Source organism: Pseudemcibacter aquimaris, assembly GCF_028869115.1.
Taxonomy (GTDB): domain Bacteria; phylum Pseudomonadota; class Alphaproteobacteria; order Sphingomonadales; family Emcibacteraceae; genus Pseudemcibacter; species Pseudemcibacter aquimaris.
Genome location: NZ_CP079800.1, coordinates 2,881,673 through 2,901,982, shown reverse-complemented (window position 1 = coordinate 2,901,982; position 20,310 = coordinate 2,881,673). Strand labels below are relative to the sequence as shown.

The 20,310-nt window shown below is 41.4% G+C and carries 17 protein-coding genes and 1 tRNA gene; 8 read left to right on the top strand and 10 right to left on the bottom strand.

What is annotated here, in order from left to right; all coding sequences use genetic code 11:
* Nucleotides 1-6: 6 nt before the first annotated feature.
* Nucleotides 7-810, bottom strand: coding sequence for a LytR/AlgR family response regulator transcription factor (locus KW060_RS13655; protein WP_249035944.1), 804 nt, complete (start codon nucleotides 808-810; stop codon nucleotides 7-9).
* A 156-nt stretch (nucleotides 811-966) separates the two neighbouring features.
* On the opposite strand from KW060_RS13655, the gene KW060_RS13650 reads away from it, so the two are divergent.
* Entirely contained in the window at nucleotides 967-2,139 is a 1,173-nt protein-coding gene (locus KW060_RS13650; protein ID WP_249035943.1) for an acyltransferase family protein, read from the top strand.
* A gap of 22 nt (nucleotides 2,140-2,161) precedes the next feature.
* Here KW060_RS13650 and KW060_RS13645 read toward each other — a convergent pair whose 3' ends face one another.
* Nucleotides 2,162-2,707 (bottom strand): lipid-binding SYLF domain-containing protein, encoded by a 546-nt coding sequence (locus KW060_RS13645; RefSeq protein ID WP_249035942.1) that lies wholly within the window; start codon nucleotides 2,705-2,707, stop codon nucleotides 2,162-2,164.
* 133 nt (nucleotides 2,708-2,840) lie between these two features.
* On the opposite strand from KW060_RS13645, the gene KW060_RS13640 reads away from it, so the two are divergent.
* Genes KW060_RS13640 through KW060_RS13630 form a run of 3 tightly spaced genes read left to right on the top strand, consistent with a single transcriptional unit; the run spans nucleotide 2,841 to nucleotide 4,147 of the window.
* On the top strand, nucleotides 2,841-3,206 hold the full coding sequence (locus KW060_RS13640) for a DUF6249 domain-containing protein (RefSeq protein ID WP_249035941.1): 366 nt from the start codon (nucleotides 2,841-2,843) through the stop codon (nucleotides 3,204-3,206).
* A gap of 15 nt (nucleotides 3,207-3,221) precedes the next feature.
* Nucleotides 3,222-3,779 carry an RNA polymerase sigma factor gene (locus tag KW060_RS13635; protein ID WP_249035940.1) on the top strand — a complete coding sequence of 186 codons (558 nt, stop codon included), beginning with the start codon at nucleotides 3,222-3,224 and terminating at the stop codon, nucleotides 3,777-3,779.
* A complete protein-coding gene (locus tag KW060_RS13630; RefSeq protein ID WP_249035939.1) occupies nucleotides 3,773-4,147 on the top strand; it encodes a hypothetical protein in 375 nt (124 codons plus the stop codon). The genes KW060_RS13635 and KW060_RS13630 overlap by 7 nt, the downstream gene beginning before the upstream one ends.
* On the opposite strand, the gene def is transcribed toward KW060_RS13630, so the two are convergent.
* From def to KW060_RS13595, 7 genes are all read right to left on the bottom strand, one after another.
* A complete protein-coding gene (gene def, locus KW060_RS13625) occupies nucleotides 4,144-4,653 on the bottom strand; it encodes a peptide deformylase (RefSeq protein ID WP_249035938.1) in 510 nt (169 codons plus the stop codon). The two genes, KW060_RS13630 and def, sit on opposite strands and share 4 nt — an antisense overlap.
* Before the next feature lie 42 nt (nucleotides 4,654-4,695).
* Complete coding sequence (locus tag KW060_RS13620; RefSeq protein ID WP_249035937.1) at nucleotides 4,696-6,066, bottom strand: alkaline phosphatase PhoX; 1,371 nt, start codon at nucleotides 6,064-6,066, stop codon at nucleotides 4,696-4,698.
* Between the two features lie 148 nt (nucleotides 6,067-6,214).
* On the bottom strand, nucleotides 6,215-7,045 hold the full coding sequence (locus tag KW060_RS13615; protein WP_249035936.1) for a class I SAM-dependent methyltransferase: 831 nt from the start codon (nucleotides 7,043-7,045) through the stop codon (nucleotides 6,215-6,217).
* Between the two features lie 196 nt (nucleotides 7,046-7,241).
* A tRNA-Ile gene (locus KW060_RS13610) sits at nucleotides 7,242-7,318 on the bottom strand.
* Nucleotides 7,319-7,427: 109 nt separating this feature from the next.
* On the bottom strand, nucleotides 7,428-9,419 hold the full coding sequence (gene rpoD / locus KW060_RS13605; protein ID WP_249035935.1) for an RNA polymerase sigma factor RpoD: 1,992 nt from the start codon (nucleotides 9,417-9,419) through the stop codon (nucleotides 7,428-7,430).
* Nucleotides 9,420-9,468: 49 nt separating this feature from the next.
* On the bottom strand, nucleotides 9,469-11,370 hold the full coding sequence (gene dnaG, locus KW060_RS13600; RefSeq protein WP_274757296.1) for a DNA primase: 1,902 nt from the start codon (nucleotides 11,368-11,370) through the stop codon (nucleotides 9,469-9,471).
* Nucleotides 11,371-11,439: 69 nt separating this feature from the next.
* Complete coding sequence (locus tag KW060_RS13595) at nucleotides 11,440-11,892, bottom strand: GatB/YqeY domain-containing protein (protein ID WP_249035933.1); 453 nt, start codon at nucleotides 11,890-11,892, stop codon at nucleotides 11,440-11,442.
* 301 nt (nucleotides 11,893-12,193) lie between these two features.
* Between KW060_RS13595 and carA the strand changes: the two genes are divergently transcribed.
* The 3 genes from carA to greA all read left to right on the top strand — a co-directional run bounded on the left by carA (nucleotide 12,194) and on the right by greA (nucleotide 17,174).
* Nucleotides 12,194-13,366 carry a glutamine-hydrolyzing carbamoyl-phosphate synthase small subunit gene (gene carA / locus KW060_RS13590; protein ID WP_249035932.1) on the top strand — a complete coding sequence of 391 codons (1,173 nt, stop codon included), beginning with the start codon at nucleotides 12,194-12,196 and terminating at the stop codon, nucleotides 13,364-13,366.
* Entirely contained in the window at nucleotides 13,359-16,598 is a 3,240-nt protein-coding gene (gene carB / locus KW060_RS13585) for a carbamoyl-phosphate synthase large subunit (RefSeq protein ID WP_249035931.1), read from the top strand. The genes carA and carB overlap by 8 nt, the downstream gene beginning before the upstream one ends.
* 102 nt (nucleotides 16,599-16,700) lie before the next feature.
* Nucleotides 16,701-17,174 (top strand): transcription elongation factor GreA, encoded by a 474-nt coding sequence (gene greA / locus KW060_RS13580; protein ID WP_249035930.1) that lies wholly within the window; start codon nucleotides 16,701-16,703, stop codon nucleotides 17,172-17,174.
* Between the two features lie 52 nt (nucleotides 17,175-17,226).
* Here greA and KW060_RS13575 read toward each other — a convergent pair whose 3' ends face one another.
* Complete coding sequence (locus KW060_RS13575; protein ID WP_249035929.1) at nucleotides 17,227-17,721, bottom strand: Lrp/AsnC family transcriptional regulator; 495 nt, start codon at nucleotides 17,719-17,721, stop codon at nucleotides 17,227-17,229.
* A 228-nt stretch (nucleotides 17,722-17,949) separates the two neighbouring features.
* Between KW060_RS13575 and KW060_RS13570 the strand changes: the two genes are divergently transcribed.
* Nucleotides 17,950-20,052 (top strand): sensor histidine kinase, encoded by a 2,103-nt coding sequence (locus KW060_RS13570; RefSeq protein ID WP_249035928.1) that lies wholly within the window; start codon nucleotides 17,950-17,952, stop codon nucleotides 20,050-20,052.
* Nucleotides 20,053-20,310: the final 258 nt, after the last annotated feature.

Below are 20,310 nucleotides of genomic sequence, written 5' to 3'. Positions count from 1 at the left end.
TATATTTTATGCAGCTTTTAAATTTTCATTATATCGTCTTGATACGCGTAAACTTGTGCCGTCTTTTAACGTTAATTGTTTATCCCCACTGGAGGCAGGCTTGATACTATCAATAAAATCTTTTCTAACTATAGCAGAACGATGGATTCGCGCAAATTCCTTATCACCAAGGCGGTTTTCTATGTCTTTCATGGTTGCGCGTAACATATATGTATCTTCACCTACATGTAATTCGACATAATTACCGGCAGATTCAACCCAATTGACACTTAAGGGATCGATAAATTTAAACTGGCCGGATTTACTGACCATGATGCGTTCTTCTTCAGATTTTTCAATTTGCGCTTCCCCGTGTCGCAATCTTAAAATTTCCCGGTAAGCATAAGTGACTATCAGGATACTGATATATGCCGTAAGGTCTTTGCGGTATTCATAAAGGATCATGTAATCAAGATCATCCATTGAATATACATCACCGACAGAACTAAAGATCAATTTGCGCATGGCGATCATGCCCATTACATGCACGATGGAAAATAACATGCTTAGTGGGATATGAATGAGTATTCGTTTGAACCATTCTTTTCTGGCAATGGGATAACGTTCATCATACATGATGATAAAAGGAACTAAGGCAAATATCATATATGTGCTCGTAAATTCCCAAACGAATGGTTTCCACGCGGCTATATGATCACCACGATTTTCATATTCCATAATGAGTGAAGTGGAACGTACAATTGCTTCAAATGTCATGTAGCTGAAAACCACAAGTAACATTTTCCAGTGACGTTTAATCGTTTGTATCATTTTATACTGTTCCGCTTGTCACAGGATAGGTGCCGCTTATCACAAGTGATAAACCGATTGTCACTTTGTCCGTTCACTTATCCCATTCTTATCGCAAAGAGTTTCCCAAAAATGCATCATGAATTCAATGATTTAATTTTGAATTGGAGAATTTCGATGAATTTGGATGTCTATAATAAACGCCAGCATTTTCTGGACTGGGTCAGGGTACTTGCTTTTGCCTATCTTGTTTTTTTTCATACAGGCATGATGTTTGTTGATTGGCCGTTTCATATTGAAAGCGGACATGACAGCAGTCTTTTAAGATCATTCATGATGCTGACATCGCAGTGGCGTATGGACTTATTGTTTCTTGTTTCCGGTGTGGCCATCAGTGTGATGATGACAAAAATGACCATGGCGTCCTTTTTAAAACAACGTGTGGTAAAATTGTTCATTCCGGCCTTTGTAGCAACGATATTCATTGTTGCGCCACAGCCATATTTCGAAGCACTACAAAAAGGGATTATCGAACCCGGTTTTTGGCAGTTTTGGACAACCCAGTATTTCACAGGTCAGTTTTGGGATGGAATGCTAACCCCTGTACCGACATATAATCATATGTGGTATGTGGTGTATCTTTTTGCTTATACGGCTGTTCTGGTCCCGGTTATCTTCTTTGCTAATAGTGAAGCTGGACATAAGTTGCTATCAAAAATTGAAAACTGGCTATCACGTGGCGCACGTATTTTATGGGCACCTTATATTCTTTATCTTGCGGTCTTTTTCTATAGAGGGGATAACGATATTACCCACAATATCATCGATGATAGTTTTGGGCATTTTATCTATATTTATATTCTGATTATGGGGGTTTTATTTGTCAGAATGCCGACCGTCTGGGATGCTTTTGCCAGAAACAGATATAAAGCACTTGCGCTTGCGCTTCTTGCATATGGCACTAACCTGATTAAATATCATTTTGATACACCACTTGATGTTATTCAATGGGATTTGGTGGAAATGATTATTAAATGGTCTTGGATTGCGACTATTTTAGGGTTTGCAAAACACCACCTTAATTTCAGAAATGAATTTCTGAACTATGGTAATTCAATTGTCTATCCATTTTATATTTTGCATCAATCCGTTACGATCATCATTGGATATTACATTATTGATTGGGGTTTTAACGGGATTGTTGAATTTGTTTTTATCCTAATAGGTACATACCTTATCAGCTGGGGATTAATAGAAGCTGTGATTAAAAGAAACAATCTCATCAGAATTTGTTTCGGCCTAAACCCCAAAAGAAAAGAGCGCGTCATCCTTGCGAATGCGCGCTCGTAAATTCTTTCAATACTGGGAATGGTTAATCCCATTTCCAGTATTTTGTTCCCTGAATTGTGGCTTGGAGTGCAAGCCCTTTTTTGGTCATGTTATAAACGGTAATGCCACTGACCACTGAATCTGTGGCATTTGCCTCACCGCCATTGTCATCGATTTTTGCCGCTGCGTCAGCCTGACCGGATAGGTCCCAACCCTTATCAACGAATTGATCAAACATGGCACGTTTATGGAAAACCATAACGGTTCTGTAATCCTTGATACCAAGGCCGATACCAACACCACCTGTTGCCATGCGCATATAAATATCTTCGCCGGATCTATTGTCATGAGCGACGCCCTTACCACTGCCTGCGGATAAAAGGATTAGGTTAACACCACCATTGTTAAATACGGCGTATCCTTCTGAGCTTGCGATCAGGTCGCGTGCTTCCGGGTTGTTTTCATAAAGCTGGGCGAGTACTTCTTGACGCATTTCCTGCGTTTTACGTTTGTCTTTATCGGATAATTTGGCGTGCGCCGTAAATGGCAATGCCATGATCATAATCACTGCGATGAATTGTTTTAACATAATAAATCCCTTTGTGTTTCATGGATATTTTATCACTCATGCATAATTTTTCAATTCTATTGCATCCAAATGTGGCAGAATTGGCATCTATAGTGATAGAAACGCAAATTTTTAAAATTTAAAGGATGAAAAAATGGAAGATGTATTAATTCCGATGACTGTTTTTGGCAGTATCGTTTTGGGAATGTGGGTTGTTTATCATTATAAGAGTAAGGATAAAGAGAAAATCCAGGAAACGATCAATAAAGCCATCGATTCCGGTCAGTCATTAACCCCAGAAACAATTAAGGCATTAGGCGGGAAAGCACATGGTGCCGCTTTTCAGGACTTAAGGAAATCCGTCATATTGATTAGTTTAGGTATTGCAATGCTAATTTTAGCGCAAGTCATTCCAGATGACGAGGCACCACAAATCGTAAGCGGCCTTGCATCATTTCCAATTGTGTTGGGTGTCGGGTATTATCTTGTTTATTGTTTGGGCAAGAAGCAGTCCGAATAGTTTTGAAAGCGCGCCATGAATGATTATGAAAAACAGTGGATCACTGCTGCTATCATAAATAAAGACCGCCGCTTTTTTGGTTATCTTGTGAAAGAACATCAAAGCGCTGTCAGAGGATATCTGCGCCGATTATCCAAGGGTGATTTTGCCCTTGCGGATGATCTGGCGCAGGAAACATTTTTATTGGCGTATAGAAAAATTTCGACATTTAAGGCTAAGGGGAGTTTTAAAGCCTGGCTCTTCTCAATAGCATATAGATCATTTTTACAGCATATCAGAAAGAATTCCACGAACCCGCTGATGTCGTTTCCAACCGAAACATTGGAAGAAGCGGAAATCGAAGATAATAGCGGGACAGATATTTCAGTGAAAATTGATCTTGAAAAAGCAATCAGTAAACTTAATAAAAATGAACGTTCCGTGCTGACGCTTTCTTTCTCTTATGGAATGAGCCACAGCGAGATATCAGACATCATGAGCATGCCACTTGGCACAGTGAAATCACATCACACCAGAGGAAAGACAAATTTAAAAAAAGTACTTTCCTCTACAAAAATGGTGACGGCATGTTAAAATTATTTGAAGACGAAATGGAAAACCCGATGAATAATGAAAATGATAAATGGCTTGAGGATCAATTGCGCAATATTGCTGATATTAGTGACGACGGTTTTTCTGATACAGTCATCAGGCAAGTTGAACATGAACATAAGAAATTTCAACTGCGCAGAAAATTGATTTTAAAATTATCATATGCGGTTTCATTTATTTTGTTTGCACTCTTTGCACCATGGGGTTGGATCACTGAACAAGCGAGCCACTGGACAGCATTATTTTCAAGCGTTGACGTTCAGGAAATGTCAATTTCTTTAACCACCGTTGCGCTTATTTTATCGACGGCCTTTATTGCATGGGTGTTTTTTCAGGAAAGTGACGGTTAAAGATTATTTTCTTTTTGATGTTTCTTTGTTTTCTTAAAAAGCATCTTACGTTTCATGGGCGATAGATAATCGAAAATCGTTTTCCCATCCAGATAATCCATTTCGTGCTGGATAACGGTGGCAAGCCACCCTTCCGCGTCAAGCGAATGTTCTGAACCATCAATGTCCTGATAACGAACGGTGATGGCATCAGGTCTTGAAATATCGGCACTGACACCGGGGAAGCAAATTGAGCCTTCGGAAAAAGACTGTGTTGTTTCTGAGTTTTTGGTAATTTCAGGATTAATCATGACGACTGGATTGTTACCATTTTCCTGTAAATCATAAGCTATGATGCGTTTTAAGGCGCCGATCATTGGTGCAGCCACACCAACAGCATTTTCCTGATATAATAGATGGGTGAGTTCCTGACAGAGAGCTTTATTCTCTTCGTCAAAGCATTCAACCTTTGAAGAGGTTTTCTTAAAAATTGGATCGGGGCCATATATAAGTTTCGATTTTTTCATCGCTCATATTTTTACCAGTAAAAACGAAAAAAGAAACTTCAATTATGCTTTAATTTGGTCCCATGGCCCAGTGATGGCAAGTGTTTTTGTCGGTTGATATACATTGATAAACATTGTTGATCCGTCCGGTGAAAAACAAACACCGGCAAGTTCTGTCTGTAACCTTAATTTACCGAATGAATAAGCCTCACCAGTAGGTGTAATACCCACAAGATGGTTATCGACAACCGCCGTATATTGATCTTCACAGACGAAAAGATGTCCGTTCGGTGCAACGGTAATGTTATCGCCGTAATTAAAGACACTTGGGTCGGTTGATTCAAAGAAAAGCTGTAATTTTCCGGGCCTGTTGCCTTCTTGCGGTGTGCCTTCAAATTCGGAAGGTTGGTACCTCATGATCTGGCCAAGGTTTTTATTGCCACCTGAAGTGCAGCAAAAATAAAGTTCATTATCGCCCCAATGAATGCCTTCGCCGCGGGCAAAAATGACGCCCCCTTTTTGAAAGCCCTGTATGCGTAAATCATCATTTGGGCTTTCTATGTCCTCTAGGTCAACCCAACGTGTATCAAACCATTCGCCGACTTGATAGTCGTCAGTTTCCCAATTTCGGCTATCTTGGCTTTTGGCTGCGTCCATTAAAGCAAGTGCTTGTAACGTTCCGCCTTTATCGAGTTTTCCGTATTCATTGGGTATAAATCTGTAAAATAAACTATTGGGACGATCTTCCGTCATGTAAACAATGCCGGTCTTTGGGTCAACGGCTGCTGCTTCATGATTAAATCGGCCCATTGCTTTAAGGGGGACGGGTTCGGATAGTTCATCCATATTAGCAGGTACTTCAAAAACCCAGCCATGATCCTTTGTTGCGTTATCACCTGCCTTTGTGACATTTTCTTCACAGCTAAGCCAGCTACCCCATGGCGTTACCCCGCCAGCACAATTATTAAGCGTTCCGATCAAGCTGCGATATTCGTTAAGGCGAACCCCTTTTTCCATATCATAAATCAGTGTTGTGGTGCCACCGGGATGCGGTTCGTTTTTATCTGATTTATCGTATGCAACATTTAATAATGGTATTTGTTTTTTTGATTGAACAGGGTCTTGGCTTTTTAAGCGGATTTCATGGTTTTTAATCAGTGCGACTTTATTTCCATCAAGCGGAATACATCCCATGCCATCGGCGCGGTCTGGAACATGATATCCATCATCCATAACATCGTTTAATTCTGAAATGACTTTATACTCAAAACCGCTCGGTAGATCGAGGATACCATCAGGATCAATGATCAATGGGCCATAAAGCCTGCTTTCAGATTTGCGTGGTTTTAAACCCGTTGATTTCAGGTTTAATGCTAATCCAGTAAAGGCCAGTGCGCTGGCACCAATTACAATTTTTCGACGTGTCAGTTTCATAATGGCTCTCATTATAATCAGGATAACGAATTTGAAACAATCTATTACATTCTTTACGTGACCATTTTATGAAATGAGTATAAAAAAATGCCTTCTGTTTGGTACAGAACAGAAGGCCATAAGTTTGAGGGGGAGGGGTTTATAAGGTTTATTCTTTGGTGATGACTACTTCCAGATATTCAGAAGGGACTTTCATCGTACCGTCCTTAGCAATATTAAATTTATTAATCAGGGCCAGTATTTCTTTTTCCAATTTATCTTGGCCATCAGGATTTAGTATTAGGAATGCCTTGTGAACCGGGCCGTAGTTTTTACGGAAAAAATCGATAAAAAAATGTGGAGTGGGGTATCTGAAGAAAAATTGTTTTTCAACGGTTACAATTTCTTTTGCAGAACGTCCAAAATTTTTCCCGATCCATTTACCAGTTCCCCAAAGAGCTGGTGATTTGACGCTTTGTGGCGGTATGACAAATTGGTTTATTATATTAAACAGCTGCCCAAAAAAACTGTCTGGTGTCCAATTTGCCATACCTATTTTCCCGCCTCTTTTGCAAGCACGGATCATTTCACTGGCGGCTTTTTCCTGATTTGGGGCAAACATTGCTCCAAATGTGGAAACCACAGCGTCATACGTGCCATACTCAACCATTAAATTTTCTGCATCCGCGAGCATGTAGTGAATATCAAGTCCTTCGGCAAGTGCCCTTTCTTGCCCACTGATAAGATGTGTATCAACGTAATCTGTGGAGGTTACATTGCAAAAACGTCTGGCAAAGGCAAGTGATGCATTGCCGTTTCCGGCGGCAATATCAAGTACTGCTGAACCAGGACGAAGATCCATTCGTTCTGCAAGCTCTTCGCCGGTTAGTTGAAGTGTTGATCCGATAAGAGAATAATTTCCCGCCCCCCAAGCAGCATTCTGTTTCTTTTTTATTGTGTCATAATCGGGAAATGCTAATACCTCTGCCATCGTATTCATATTACTTCCTCTTACTCTTTTTTATAGAGCGCCCCTCTATAGTTACCCGTTCGAGATGGGACACTTTTATGATGAAATTTGTAATATAAGATTGAAAGCGTTGCTTGAAGACTATGTGGATTTTACATGGTCTTTTGTGGGGGAAATGGTTAAAGGGCTTGAAAAATAAAGGAAAAATAAGCGTTTTCTATGGGGGTGGTAGGCCTGGCAGGACTCGAACCTGCGACCAAACCGTTATGAGCGGTTTGCTCTAACCAACTGAGCTACAGGCCCCCAAAACGTTGATAGACTGCTTAACTAGCAGATAATAATTTGAATGAATAGGGGGAATTTAATTCATTTTAAATTTTTTTAGGCCCACCAATTTGATGGGCCTAAAGAATTACTTATCAAGGAAGCTTCTAAGCTTTCTGGAACGGCTTGGATGTTTCAGTTTGCGAAGTGCTTTTGCCTCGATCTGTCTGATCCGTTCACGTGTTACGGAAAACTGCTGACCGACTTCCTCAAGGGTGTGGTCGGTGTTCATTCCGATACCAAAACGCATACGAAGAACGCGTTCTTCACGTGGTGTCAGACTTGCAAGTACGCGTGTTGTCGTATCACGCAAGTTTGTCTGAATGGCACTATCCACAGGAAGGATTGCGTTTTTGTCTTCGATGAAATCACCAAGATGTGAATCTTCCTCGTCACCGATCGGTGTTTCAAGGGAAATTGGTTCTTTAGCAATTTTCATCACCTTACGCACTTTTTCAAGCGGCATAGAGAGGCGTGCTGCCAGCTCTTCCGGCGTCGCTTCACGGCCAATTTCATGCATCATTTGACGACCCGTACGTACAAGTTTGTTGATCGTTTCGATCATGTGAACCGGAATACGGATTGTGCGGGCCTGATCCGCAATCGAACGGGTAATGGCCTGTCTGATCCACCATGTCGCATAAGTGGAGAATTTATAACCACGGCGATATTCAAATTTATCAACCGCTTTCATCAGGCCGATGTTTCCTTCCTGAATAAGGTCCAGGAATTGAAGGCCACGGTTGGTGTATTTCTTGGCAATCGAAATTACAAGGCGAAGGTTCGCTTCCACCATTTCTTTTTTGGCGATACGGGCTTCTTTTTCACCCTTTTGAACCTTATTTACGATCACACGGAATTCTGAAATGTTAAGGCCAACATCCTTAGCGATTTCTTTCACCTGATCACGCATATTTTGCACAATATCCGCTTCATTGCCAATAAAGCTGTCCCAGCCTTTTGATTTTTCACCTGACATTTCCTTAACCCATGTTGGGTCAAGTTCGCGGCCCCAGTAATTATCAAGATATGATTTGCGGCTCACTTTATAACGTTCCGCAAGGCGCAGCATTTTTCCTTCAAGGCCCATCAGGCGTTTACTTGATGAATAAAGCTGTTCAAGGAGAGCTTCGATACGGTTGTTATTCAAGCGTAGATTATTAACAAGAACGATTAGTTCATCGCTTAATTTACGGTAACGTTTTTCCTGCGCTGGTGTTAGCTGAGTATTGCCGATATTTGATTCATGACGAAGCTCTTGCAGTTTTGCGAATTTCTTGTGAACTTTTCTGATCTCTGCAAAAATTTCCATGACACGCGGGTGAAGGGCTTCTTCCATGGTGGCAAGAGACATGGTGACGCCATCGTCATCATTTTCTTCGACGCCTTCATCCATGTTGCTGCCGTCTTCGTTTTCGCCCTGATTTTCAGGTGCGTCTTCATCGTCGGTGACATCGTCGTCGTCGTCTTCTTCGATCTCTTCAACAGAGGCTGTCGGTGTGGCATCTGTTTCCTGCGTTGGGTCATTCCCATACATAGCGTCCAGATCAATCACATCACGAAGAAGAATTTCTTCTTCCTCTAACATCTCACCCCATGCAGCAAGAGCATCAAAGGTAAGCGGACTATCGCACAATCCGGAAATCATTGTTTCGCGGCCTGCCTCGATACGTTTCGCGATTGCAATTTCACCTTCACGGGAAAGTAGCTCAACGCTACCCATTTCACGAAGATACATTCTAACCGGATCATCTGTCCGGTCAGCAGGTGCTTTTGCTTCCGGCTTTGCCTCTTCGGTGGTGCTTGCTTTTTCTTCTTCCGCGTCTTCTTTTTCGCTGGCTTCATCCGTATCGGCGTTATCAACAACATTAATACCCATTTCGGATAACATTGTCATAACGTCTTCGATCTGCTCGGATGACATTTGATCCTGCGGAAGCGCTTCATTGAGGGCATCATATGTGATGTAGCCGCGTTTTTTCGCTTCTGCGATCATTTTTTTAACGGCTTTTTGGCTGTCCACTACCGGTGCGTCGGTTGTTTCTTCTTCTTTTTTTGCCTTGTTGGCTTTTTCTGCCATTTATAAACCTCAAAAAATTTATTAATTCAAAATTATTTCGTTCGGAATTTTATTCCGACACTTCAGTTAATCTTTTTAAGCTTGCGGAGTGCTCTTCTTTCAGGGCTTGCAAGCGCGCATAATCTTCTTCGTTTAACTCTTTCGAACCATAAGCTGCTATATCCTGTTCCAGTTTATCCAGCTGGAAAAGATTTATTGAATGCAACCATGTTTCTTCCGTGTCTTCACGGGAAGATTGCCGCCCAATAAAATTTTGGGCTGTCAACACGCCTTGCCTGAATATGATTTCTATCGCCTGGCCCATACCGTTTTCTATTAGGTGGTGTCTCAGGTTTTCTTTTTCAAGGTTCGAGTCGCGACTTGTTATACGTATGATTTCATTACGGACTTTGTCAAGCTCTTCCGATTCGAATTCAAAGGTCGCAAACAGCTCTTCATGGCGCTCAAGCAGCCATGGATGCTCTAAAACCGTTAGAATGATTAGCCTTTCGCGGTCTAGAAGCGAAAATTGCATCGACATACCGATTTTTGTTTTATTTAAATTGCCGATGCCTTTATCTGCATTTTTCCTTGGATATCGGCCTTTTTCGTATCTGTTATCTGACCATGATTTTTGCTGATTCTTTTTTTGTGTTGGCGTTTGTTCTGTTTCATGCAGATTAATATCGGGCACAAAATCGCCACCAAACAAGTTTTTTAGCCGTTTGCCAAAATCACTTTCATAGTATCCTTGGATTTTTTCATCCTGAATTTCTGATAACACGCGTGCGATTTTTTGTTCTAGTCCCGCGCGTTGTTCTGGCGTGCTAAAATCAACATCACTAATCAATTCGTTCCAAAGAACTTTGGCAAGCGGTACTGCATCAGTAAGCAATTGGTCAAAGGCACGTGCCCCTTGACCGGCAACAAAGCTATCAGGATCTTCGCCGTCGGGCATATAAACGAACTTTAATGAGTGTCCCGGCTTTAATAATGGAAGCGCACGGTCAACAACCCTAAGGGCAGCCCTTTGACCTGCTTTATCGCCATCAAAACACATCATAGGTTCCGGCGCAAGTCGCCACATTTCCCTGATTTGATCTTCTGTGACGGCGGTGCCGAGCGGAGCAACCCCTTCGGGGAAGCCTGCCTGTGCAAGGGCGATGACATCCATATAACCTTCTGCGACCAAAAGACGTCCTTTTTCAAAGGCCGCTTTTCGCGCACCACTTAAATTATATAAAAGCCTACCTTTATGAAACAGCGGTGTTTCGGGTGAGTTTAGATATTTGGCCTTGGCATTCGCGGACATGGCGCGCCCACCAAAGGCAACCACACGACCCTGCCTATCCGTAATCGGGAACATGATGCGGCCACGAAAACGGTCATAACTATCACCGCCATCGTCAGGTTTTATCAGCATGCCGGATTCAATCAGCATTTCTTCAGTAAATTCTGATCTAGCCAGCATGGCATCTTTTAGTGCCGATTTGTTATTTGGGGAAAAGCCAAGGCGGAATGTTTTAACGGTTTGTTTTGTTAAGCCGCGTTTTTGAATGTAATCCCGGGCGTCACGTCCGATTTCAGCCATCAATTGCGTTTCAAACCAGTGGGTTACCGCTTCCATTAAGTCATAAAGCGTTTTTTTGACTTTGGCTTTCTTGGCGTCATATTGGCTATTTTCAGGCATTTGAAGGCCTGCTTGCCCCGCAAGTCTTTCTACGGTTTCCGGAAAAGACAACCCTTCTGTTTCAAGGGTGAAATTGATCACGTCGCCATGTGCGCCACAGCCAAAACAGTGATAAAACCCTTTATCATCGTTAACGGTGAAAGATGGTGTTTTTTCATTATGGAATGGGCACAGGCCGGTATGTTCCCGACCCTTACGGGTTAGGCGCACCTTGCGGCCAACGACGTCGCTGACCGGTAATCTGTTTCTTATTTCATCCAGAAAATCCGGTGTAAATCCCATTGTGATACTTCTTATTGCAAATAATGAATATCAATATCACCAAATTTGAAATTTGTCTTTGATATTTGTTTAAGAGAGTAATTCTTTGGTAAGGGCGCTTGCTTTGGCGAAATCCATTTGGCCGGAATATTGTCCTTTTAATTGGCCCATGATCTTACCAATGTCTTTAAGGCCCGATGCGCCAGTATTTTCAATGGCTTCTTTTACGGCTGCTTCAAGCTCTTCATCGCTAAGCTGACGAGGCAGAAATTCACTGATGATTTCAATCTCATCTTTTTCTTGTTTTGCAAGCTCTGTGCGGCCTGCTTCTTCGTAGGCTTTGTGGCTTTCGTTGCGTTGTTTGACCATCTTTGAAAGGATTTCAATGATTTCCGGATCACCAACTTTACTATCTGATTCGGTTCTGACAGAGATATCCCTGTCTTTTACTGCCGCCATAATAAGACGGATTGTACTAAGGCGACGCTTGTCTTTAGAGCGCATTGCTTCTTTCATCGCCTGGTTAAATTTTTCACGCAACATATTGTTTTATATCCTTAATTTACAAAAACGCCGACGAAAGACATTTTATATCTGGTCGGCTTTTCATTACAGGAAAAGAAGACTCTAACCGAAAAGTGAACAGAATGCAACTGCAAAATATATTCTAAGTTGTTGATTTTATTGATGAATTTTTATTGTAAAATTGGCTGAAAATTTCTTGACGCCCGAATACCTTTTGATTATTGTCCCGTCAATTTACGTATCGCTCAAATATTGCACTGCCCGGTAATTGAATGATACAGTCCTTTAAAATTATTTATTAGATAAAAGTCTTTTGCTCATGACTGATACGAAGAACGACCACATTCCACCACATGATAAAATAACCGCCGCTTTGGTATTGGAAGATGGTTCAGTTTTTTGGGGATACGGTTTTGGTAAAAAAGCAACTGCCGTTGGCGAAGTTTGCTTTAATACATCCATGACCGGATATCAGGAAATCCTGACCGACCCATCCTACGCTGGACAAATCATCAACTTTACATTCCCGCATATTGGAAATGTCGGAACCAACGACGAAGATGAAGAAGCGAGCACCTCGGCTGCACGCGGTCTCGTTATTAGACAAGATGTAACAGAGCCATCAAATTTTAGATCAAATGCACATCTTCATGAATGGTGTGAGAAACAAAACCTTGTTGGAATTGCCGGTATTGATACCAGAAAATTGACAAGGTATATCCGCAAAAACGGTGCGCCAAATGGTGTCATTTGCGTGAATGATCAAGGTGAATTTGATATTCCTGCACTTGTAGAACAGGCAAAAGACTGGCCGGGTTTGAACGGAATGGATCTTGCCATTGAGGTTTCAACAAAAGAAACATACGAATGGACATCAACACGTTGGTCACTAGAAGATGGGTTTGGAAATCTGGATAATCCGAAAGCTCATGTGGTTGCTGTTGATTATGGTATCAAACGCAATATTCTAAGATGTCTATCCACAACGGGTGCCAAGGTAACAGTTGTGCCGGCGACTGCGACAGCAGAAGAAATCTTATCATATAAGCCTGATGGTATCTTCTTATCAAATGGTCCGGGTGACCCTGCGGCCACTGGTGAATATGCAATTCCGGTAATTCAAGAGCTGCTTGAAACTGGTATTCCGCTATTTGGAATTTGTCTTGGCCATCAGATGCTGGCGCTTGCTGTTGGTGCAAAAACAACAAAAATGCATCAGGGACACCGCGGTGCGAACCACCCTGTTATGGATTATAATACTGATAAGGTTGAAATTACATCTATGAACCATGGCTTTATGGTCGATAAAGACACATTGCCGGATGGTGTAAAATTAAGCCACATTTCACTCTTTGATAAAACATGTTGTGGTCTTGAGCTGGAAGGAAAGCCTGTCTTCTCTGTTCAACATCATCCGGAAGCAAGTCCGGGACCACAAGACAGCCACTATCTTTTTGACCGCTTTATGGGAATGATACAAGACCATGCCTAAACGTACAGATATTAACTCTATCCTTATTATTGGCGCTGGCCCGATTATTATTGGTCAAGCCTGTGAATTTGACTATTCCGGTACACAAGCCTGTAAAGCACTTCGTGAAGAAGGTTACCGTGTTATTCTGGTAAACAGTAATCCAGCAACGATTATGACAGACCCTGATCTTGCGGACGCCACATATGTGGAACCGATTACACCGGAAATGGTTGAAAAAATCATCGAAAAAGAACGTCCAGATGCGATCTTGCCGACAATGGGTGGGCAAACGGGTCTTAATACAGCGCTTGAGCTGGATAAGAACGGTGTTCTTGAAAAATATAATGTTGAGCTGATCGGCGCCAAGGTTGACGCGATTAATAAAGCGGAAGATCGTCAGCTTTTCAAAGACGCGATGAACAAGCTTAAAATCAACATGCCACGTAGTCGTGTTGTGAACTCTATCGAAGAAGCAATGGAGGCGCTCGACTTCATTAAGCTTCCAAGTATCATTCGCCCAAGTTTTACGATGGGTGGTACCGGTGGCGGTATTGCTTATAATAAAGAAGAATACGAACAGATTGTTAAAGGTGGCCTTGACGCATCACCGACCACAGAAGTTCTTGTAGAGCAATCCATCGTAGGGTGGAAAGAATATGAAATGGAAGTTGTGCGTGATACAGCGGATAACTGCATTATCATCTGTTCTATTGAAAACTTTGACCCGATGGGAATTCACACTGGAGACAGTATCACTGTTGCGCCAGCATTAACGCTTACCGATAAAGAATACCAAATTATGCGTAATGCATCGATTGCAGTACTTCGTGAAATTGGCGTTGAAACAGGTGGTTCGAACGTACAGTTCGCGGTAAATCCGGCTGATGGTGAGCTGATCATCATTGAAATGAACCCGCGTGTTAGCCGTTCATCTGCACTTGCGTCAAAGGCAACAGGTTTCCCGATTGCTAAGGTTGCTGCGAAGCTTGCGGTTGGTTATACTCTTGATGAGCTATCAAACGAAATCACTGGTGTAACACCATCATCGTTTGAGCCAACAATCGATTATGTGGTTACAAAAATTCCACGCTTTACATTTGAAAAATTCCCAGGCGCAAAGCCAACACTGACTACAGCAATGAAATCTGTGGGTGAGGCAATGTCCATTGGCCGTAGTTTTCCGGAAAGCCTTCAAAAGGCGCTTCGTTCTATGGAAACGGATCTTACCGGTCTTAATGAAATTCCGGTGCCTGGATATGACCCTGAAATTGGTGATATTAACGCGGTGCGTGCCGCTCTTGCGGAACCAACATCAGACAGAATTCTAATTCTTGCCCAAGCATTGCGTCTTGGCATGTCGACAGAAGAAATTCATTCAATTGCCAAATATGACCCTTGGTTCATTGAGCAATTAAGATTGATCATCGATGCGGAACAACAGGTTCGTGAAAACGGCATTCCATCAGACAAGTTAGAGCTTATTAAGTTAAAAGAACTTGGTTTTGCTGATGAACGTCTTGCGGAACTTGCCGGCCTTGATGTTAAAGACGTGATGGACAAGCGCTATGCGCTTGGTGTTAAGCCGTCATTCAAACGCATTGATACTTGTGCTGCTGAATTTGAATCGGGTACACCATACCTATATTCAAGTTATGAACGTGATGCGGCGGGTGTTTCAGAATGTGAAGCAGAACCAACAGATGCCAAGAAAATTGTTATTCTTGGTGGTGGCCCAAACAGAATTGGTCAAGGGATCGAATTTGATTATTGCTGTTGTCATGCGGCATTCGCCTTAAGTGATCAGAATTATGAAACCATTATGGTCAACTGTAACCCGGAAACGGTTTCAACCGACTATGATACATCAGACCGTCTTTATTTTGAGCCATTAACGGCTGAAAACGTAATTGACCTGATCCGCCGCGAACAGGAAAATGGTGAAGTTGTTGGTGTGATCGTACAGTTTGGTGGTCAAACTCCACTGAAACTTTCGCATGCACTTGAAGCAGCAGGTATTCCAATTCTTGGTACATCGCCAGATTCAATCGATCTTGCGGAAGACCGCGAAAGATTCCAGGATCTCGTAAACCGTCTTGAACTTAAGCAGCCAGAAAATGGTCTTGCGACAACAACAGAGCAAGCGGTGGAAATCGCAGAAGGTATTGGTTACCCGATCCTGATTAGGCCGTCTTATGTTCTTGGTGGTCGTGCGATGGAAATCGTTTATGACACAGTGTCGCTGAAACGTTACATGAAAGAAGCCGTAAGCGTTTCTTGGGAAAGTCCGGTTCTTATTGATAAGTACCTAGGCGGTGCAACTGAAATCGATGTGGATGCACTTTGTGACGGTGAAGAAGTTCACGTTGCAGCGGTTATGCAGCATATCGAAGAAGCCGGTGTTCATTCTGGTGACAGTGCTTGTTCATTGCCGCCATATTCACTGAAAGACAGCGTGCTTGAAGACCTGGAAGAGCAAACCAAAAAGCTTGCGCTTGCACTGAACGTTCGCGGTTTGATGAACGTACAATTCGCGGTGAAAGATGATGTGGTATATCTGATTGAGGTAAACCCACGTGCCAGCCGTACGGTGCCATTTGTTGCGAAAGCAATCGGTGCACCGGTTGCTAAAATTGCTGCGCGTTTAATGGCGGGTGAAAAAATTAAAGATTTTGATATTCCAAGTTACCGTACAGGTCATGTGGCTGTTAAAGAAGCTGTGCTTCCATTTAACCGCTTCCCGGATGTTGATATTCTGCTTGGCCCTGAGATGCGTTCAACCGGTGAAGTGATCGGTCTTGATGAAGATTTCCCACGTGCGTTCCTGAAATCACAGATCGCAGCGAATACGCATCTGCCACTTGAAGGTAAGGTGTTTATTTCTGTGAAAAATCGTGACAAAGCGAAAATGGTACAGCCTGCAAAAGAACTTCTTGAGATGGGTTATACAGTTGTTGCGACCGGTGGAACGGCTGAATATTTACAAGAGAATGGTGTTGAAGTAGAGCGTATCAATAAGGTTCTTGAAGGACGCCCACATATTGTGGATGCGATTAAGAATGATGAAATTGATTTGATCTTTAATACGACAGAAGGTGCTCAATCCATTCAGGATAGCTATACATTAAGACGTTCCGCTTTGGTGGGTAGTGTTCCTTATTACACAACCTCTCGTGGTGCGATTTCAGCGATGGAAGCAATAAAAGTCTTGAAATCTTCGTCTCTTGAAGTTAAACCCCTTCAGTCTTATTAGTAATTGGAATTAGATTTTATCGGAAAAATTGATTTAAATTACATTTGTATCAGATGATCAGATGTGCCAGTATTTTTCTGAGAAGAATAATAGAGAATAAAAATGGTAGAAAAAGTACCTATGACTGCCGGGGGCTATAGAAGTCTTGAGGCGGAACTAAAAAATTTGAAGCATGTTGAACGTCCCGCTGTGATCAAGGCGATTGAAGAGGCGCGTGCGCATGGTGATCTTTCTGAAAATGCTGAATATCATGCTGCTAAAGAACAGCAAGGTCATATCGAAGGTCGCATTAAAATGATCGAAGATAAGATCAGCCGTTCAGAGGTAATCGATCCAACGGAACTTTCTGGCAATAAAGTTGTTTTTGCGTCTACGGTTACAATCGCTGACGAAGATGATGTTGAATCAACCTATCAGATCGTTGGAGTTGACGAAGCAGATGTTGCTGCAAAGAAAATTTCATTCAGTTCACCAATCGGGCGTGCGTTAATTGGCCGTTCCATCGGTGATGAGGTTGAAGTCAAAACACCAGGTGGTGAGACTTACTATGAAATTATGAAAGTTGAATTTATTTAATTCATTCTTTTTTATTGAATGATAAAGCCGCTCTTTAACGGGGCGGCTTTTTTTATTTTTCAACGAAGACTGCGTCAGGAGTAAATGGAATTCCTGGTCTGCTTTTGCCGCATCTGATGGTAAGAGATGTTTTTACGCTTGCTACATTTGGTGCTGGTGTTAAATGTGTTGTTAAAAACGTTTGAAAGTGATTTAGATCGCGTGCAGCGATTTTTAATATAAAATCAATTTCCCCGTTCAGCATGTAAGCTTCACGCACCATTGGCCATTCGCCGACCATTTTTTCAAATGCTTGTAAGTCCGCCTCTGCTTGACTATGAAGGCCGACCATGGCGAAAACCACCAAGTCATACCCAAGTGCATTTGCGTTGAGATCTGCGTGATAACCATTTATATAGCCAGCATCTTCGAGTGCTCTTACTCTTCTTAAGCAAGGAGGGGCAGTGATACCCACACGTTCGGCCAGTTCGACGTTCGTAATGCGGCCTTCTTCTTGTAGGATTTTAAGTATTTCAAGATCAATATCATCAAGTTTTAATTGTTGCATGGTTAATGTGTCACCAATTAATATTTCATCGTTGTGTAATTATATTTCAATTATTTGTAACTATATATCACAATTATTCAAAAAAACATAATTTAATTAGAATTAAGTTGTTTTTTTGATTCTGAAATTTTTTTGCAAAACTTCGTAGTCTTTCGCTGGCTATGACAGGCATAAAAAGTTATAGTCGTTCTGGACGTAAGTTTTTTTATTATCAGGGGCAATGAACAAATGGTGCCGGATCAAGCACAATTTGACGATCGTATACGTAATTTGCTAGCGCTTGCAGAAGATAATTCTGCGGAAAGCCGTACGCTTCTTTTTTCTCATATTTGTGATTTATTTTTACAAAATCGTCCAATGGAATCTGAAAAACAGATCCGCATGCTTGTTGAAATCCTCAATGAATTGCTTGGTGATGTTGAACTGGATGTTCGTGTTGAGCTTAGAAATATTTTATTGTCACTTGATAACCCGCCCAAGCAACTTATCAAATTAATCAGTGAAGATGTCACTGACGTTTCTGGCAAGTTGTTAGAAGAAGCCTTTATTGATGAAGAGCAGTTATTATATTTGATCAGAAATGGGTCTGATGACCACAGGGCATATATTGGTAAACGTTTCGGGTTAAGTCCGCTGTTAAGACGTGAACTTGATGTTATTCGAAAAGAACAGGAAGCAAAGGCGAAAATTGCCGAATTTGCATTGCTTGCTGACAGTAAGAAAATCAGCTTACAAGAACTTGAAGAGGCGGCGCAAAATTCACGCGAGCTAACCGAAGATGCGACGGCAAGCCTTCTTGAAACATTAAGAACGTCCAGACATAAGGATACGGCTCCATTATCTGTTGTTGAAGAGGGTGATGGTGAAGAAATTGAAATTCCTGAAAAAATAAGCCTTACATCAAGACTTAATTTAAAAACACATACTGAAGAAACTTCGGATATTGAAGCTCTTGAAGAAAGTAAGCCCGACGAAGATCGTAATGAGCCGGAACTTGAAGAAGATAGTGTTCAATATGTAGAAGAGGCCGTGTCGCAGTTAATACAAAATGAAACTGTGCCACAAACGAAGCCGGTTCAAGATGAAGAGCTTATTTTAAATTCAGCGTCTGTGACGGATGAATGGTTCTGGGAAATTGACCGCAATGGGGATATTGATTACCTATCTGAAAATGCTGAAGCCATATTTCTGATGCCGCCTACTGACATGATTGGTGAAGATTTCCTGAATTTATGGATCAGAAATGATGGTGATATTGATGATCATAATGACATCATCACTTTATTTGAAAAACGGCTTCCGTTCCGTGATGAACCGTTTTCCGTCATCGTATCACCAAACGTTGTACAGCATTTCTTATTAAGCGGCATTGCGACTTTTGATAATGATACAGGGCGGTTTACTGGTTTTAGGGGCAGTGCGCAGCTTGATGAAGCGGTATTAGCACTTGAAAGCAAAGCTACAGAAAAAGCTGATTTAGATATAATGGAGGCTAAATCAGATTATAGCCCAACATTTTCAGCAGCAATCGATGATAGCAATGTCGAAATATTAGAAACAAAGAAAAGCGTTCAAAAAGAAGTAGAGAATGAGATGCTTGGTGCCGATGATCAATTGGCATCGGAAATGCTTCAAAATCTATCTCATGAATTTAGAACACCGCTAAATGCGATTATCGGTTTTTCACAAATGATTGATAGCGAGATGTGGGGACCGGTCGCAGAACGATATAAAAAGAATACGAAAGGTATTCTGGATGCTGCCAATCATCTAAAGGATACAGTGAATAATATTCTGGATTCCGCAAAAATAGATGCGGGTCTTTTGGACGTCACACCTGAATCATTCTCTTTAAAAACGGCACTTCAAGATTCTATTGCGGCGATTAGTCCAATATTGGAAAGTAAAGACATTCATGTTTCCGGTGTTGACGATAATATTGATGTCATTTTGTTTAATGACAAACAATGTATTATGCTTTGCCTTATTAAGATGATGACTTATGCACTTCGTAAAGCAAATCAGGGGGATGATTTCCAGGTTTCTGTTCTTGTTAATAGTAAAGCTGAAGTTAGAGTCGAAATGCCGCTATTGAATCAGGATATTTTTGAGCATGATTCGGAGAAAATGTTCCGTAAAATTAAGAATTTTAGTGCAGATAAAGAAATTCAAGCATCAAAAATTCCTGAATTTGAAACAAAAATAACTGCTGGTTTTGGTCTTTCTGTTGCCAGAGAGGTTGCAAATCTCATCGGAGGAGAAGTTAATACTCACTCTGAAAATGGAAAAATTAAGCAAATAGCGTTAATAATTTCAACCTACCCGATTTAATATACAACCTATTGAAACTTATGTGTTTAGTTGAATTCTAAGTTGCGTATGGTTAAAAAATATGGTTAATTTTTATGCTCATAAAATCCATTACGATTAAACTTTTAAGTAAATTTAAATTAAAAGAAACTTGTAACATACTGTATTTTAATAAAAAATTTTATCGAGCGATTAACTATTTCTTCATCTTCTTTGGCCAATATGGTTGTCGCAATCAAGAAATTGTAGTATACAATGAAGTTGTTTAAACATAAATGG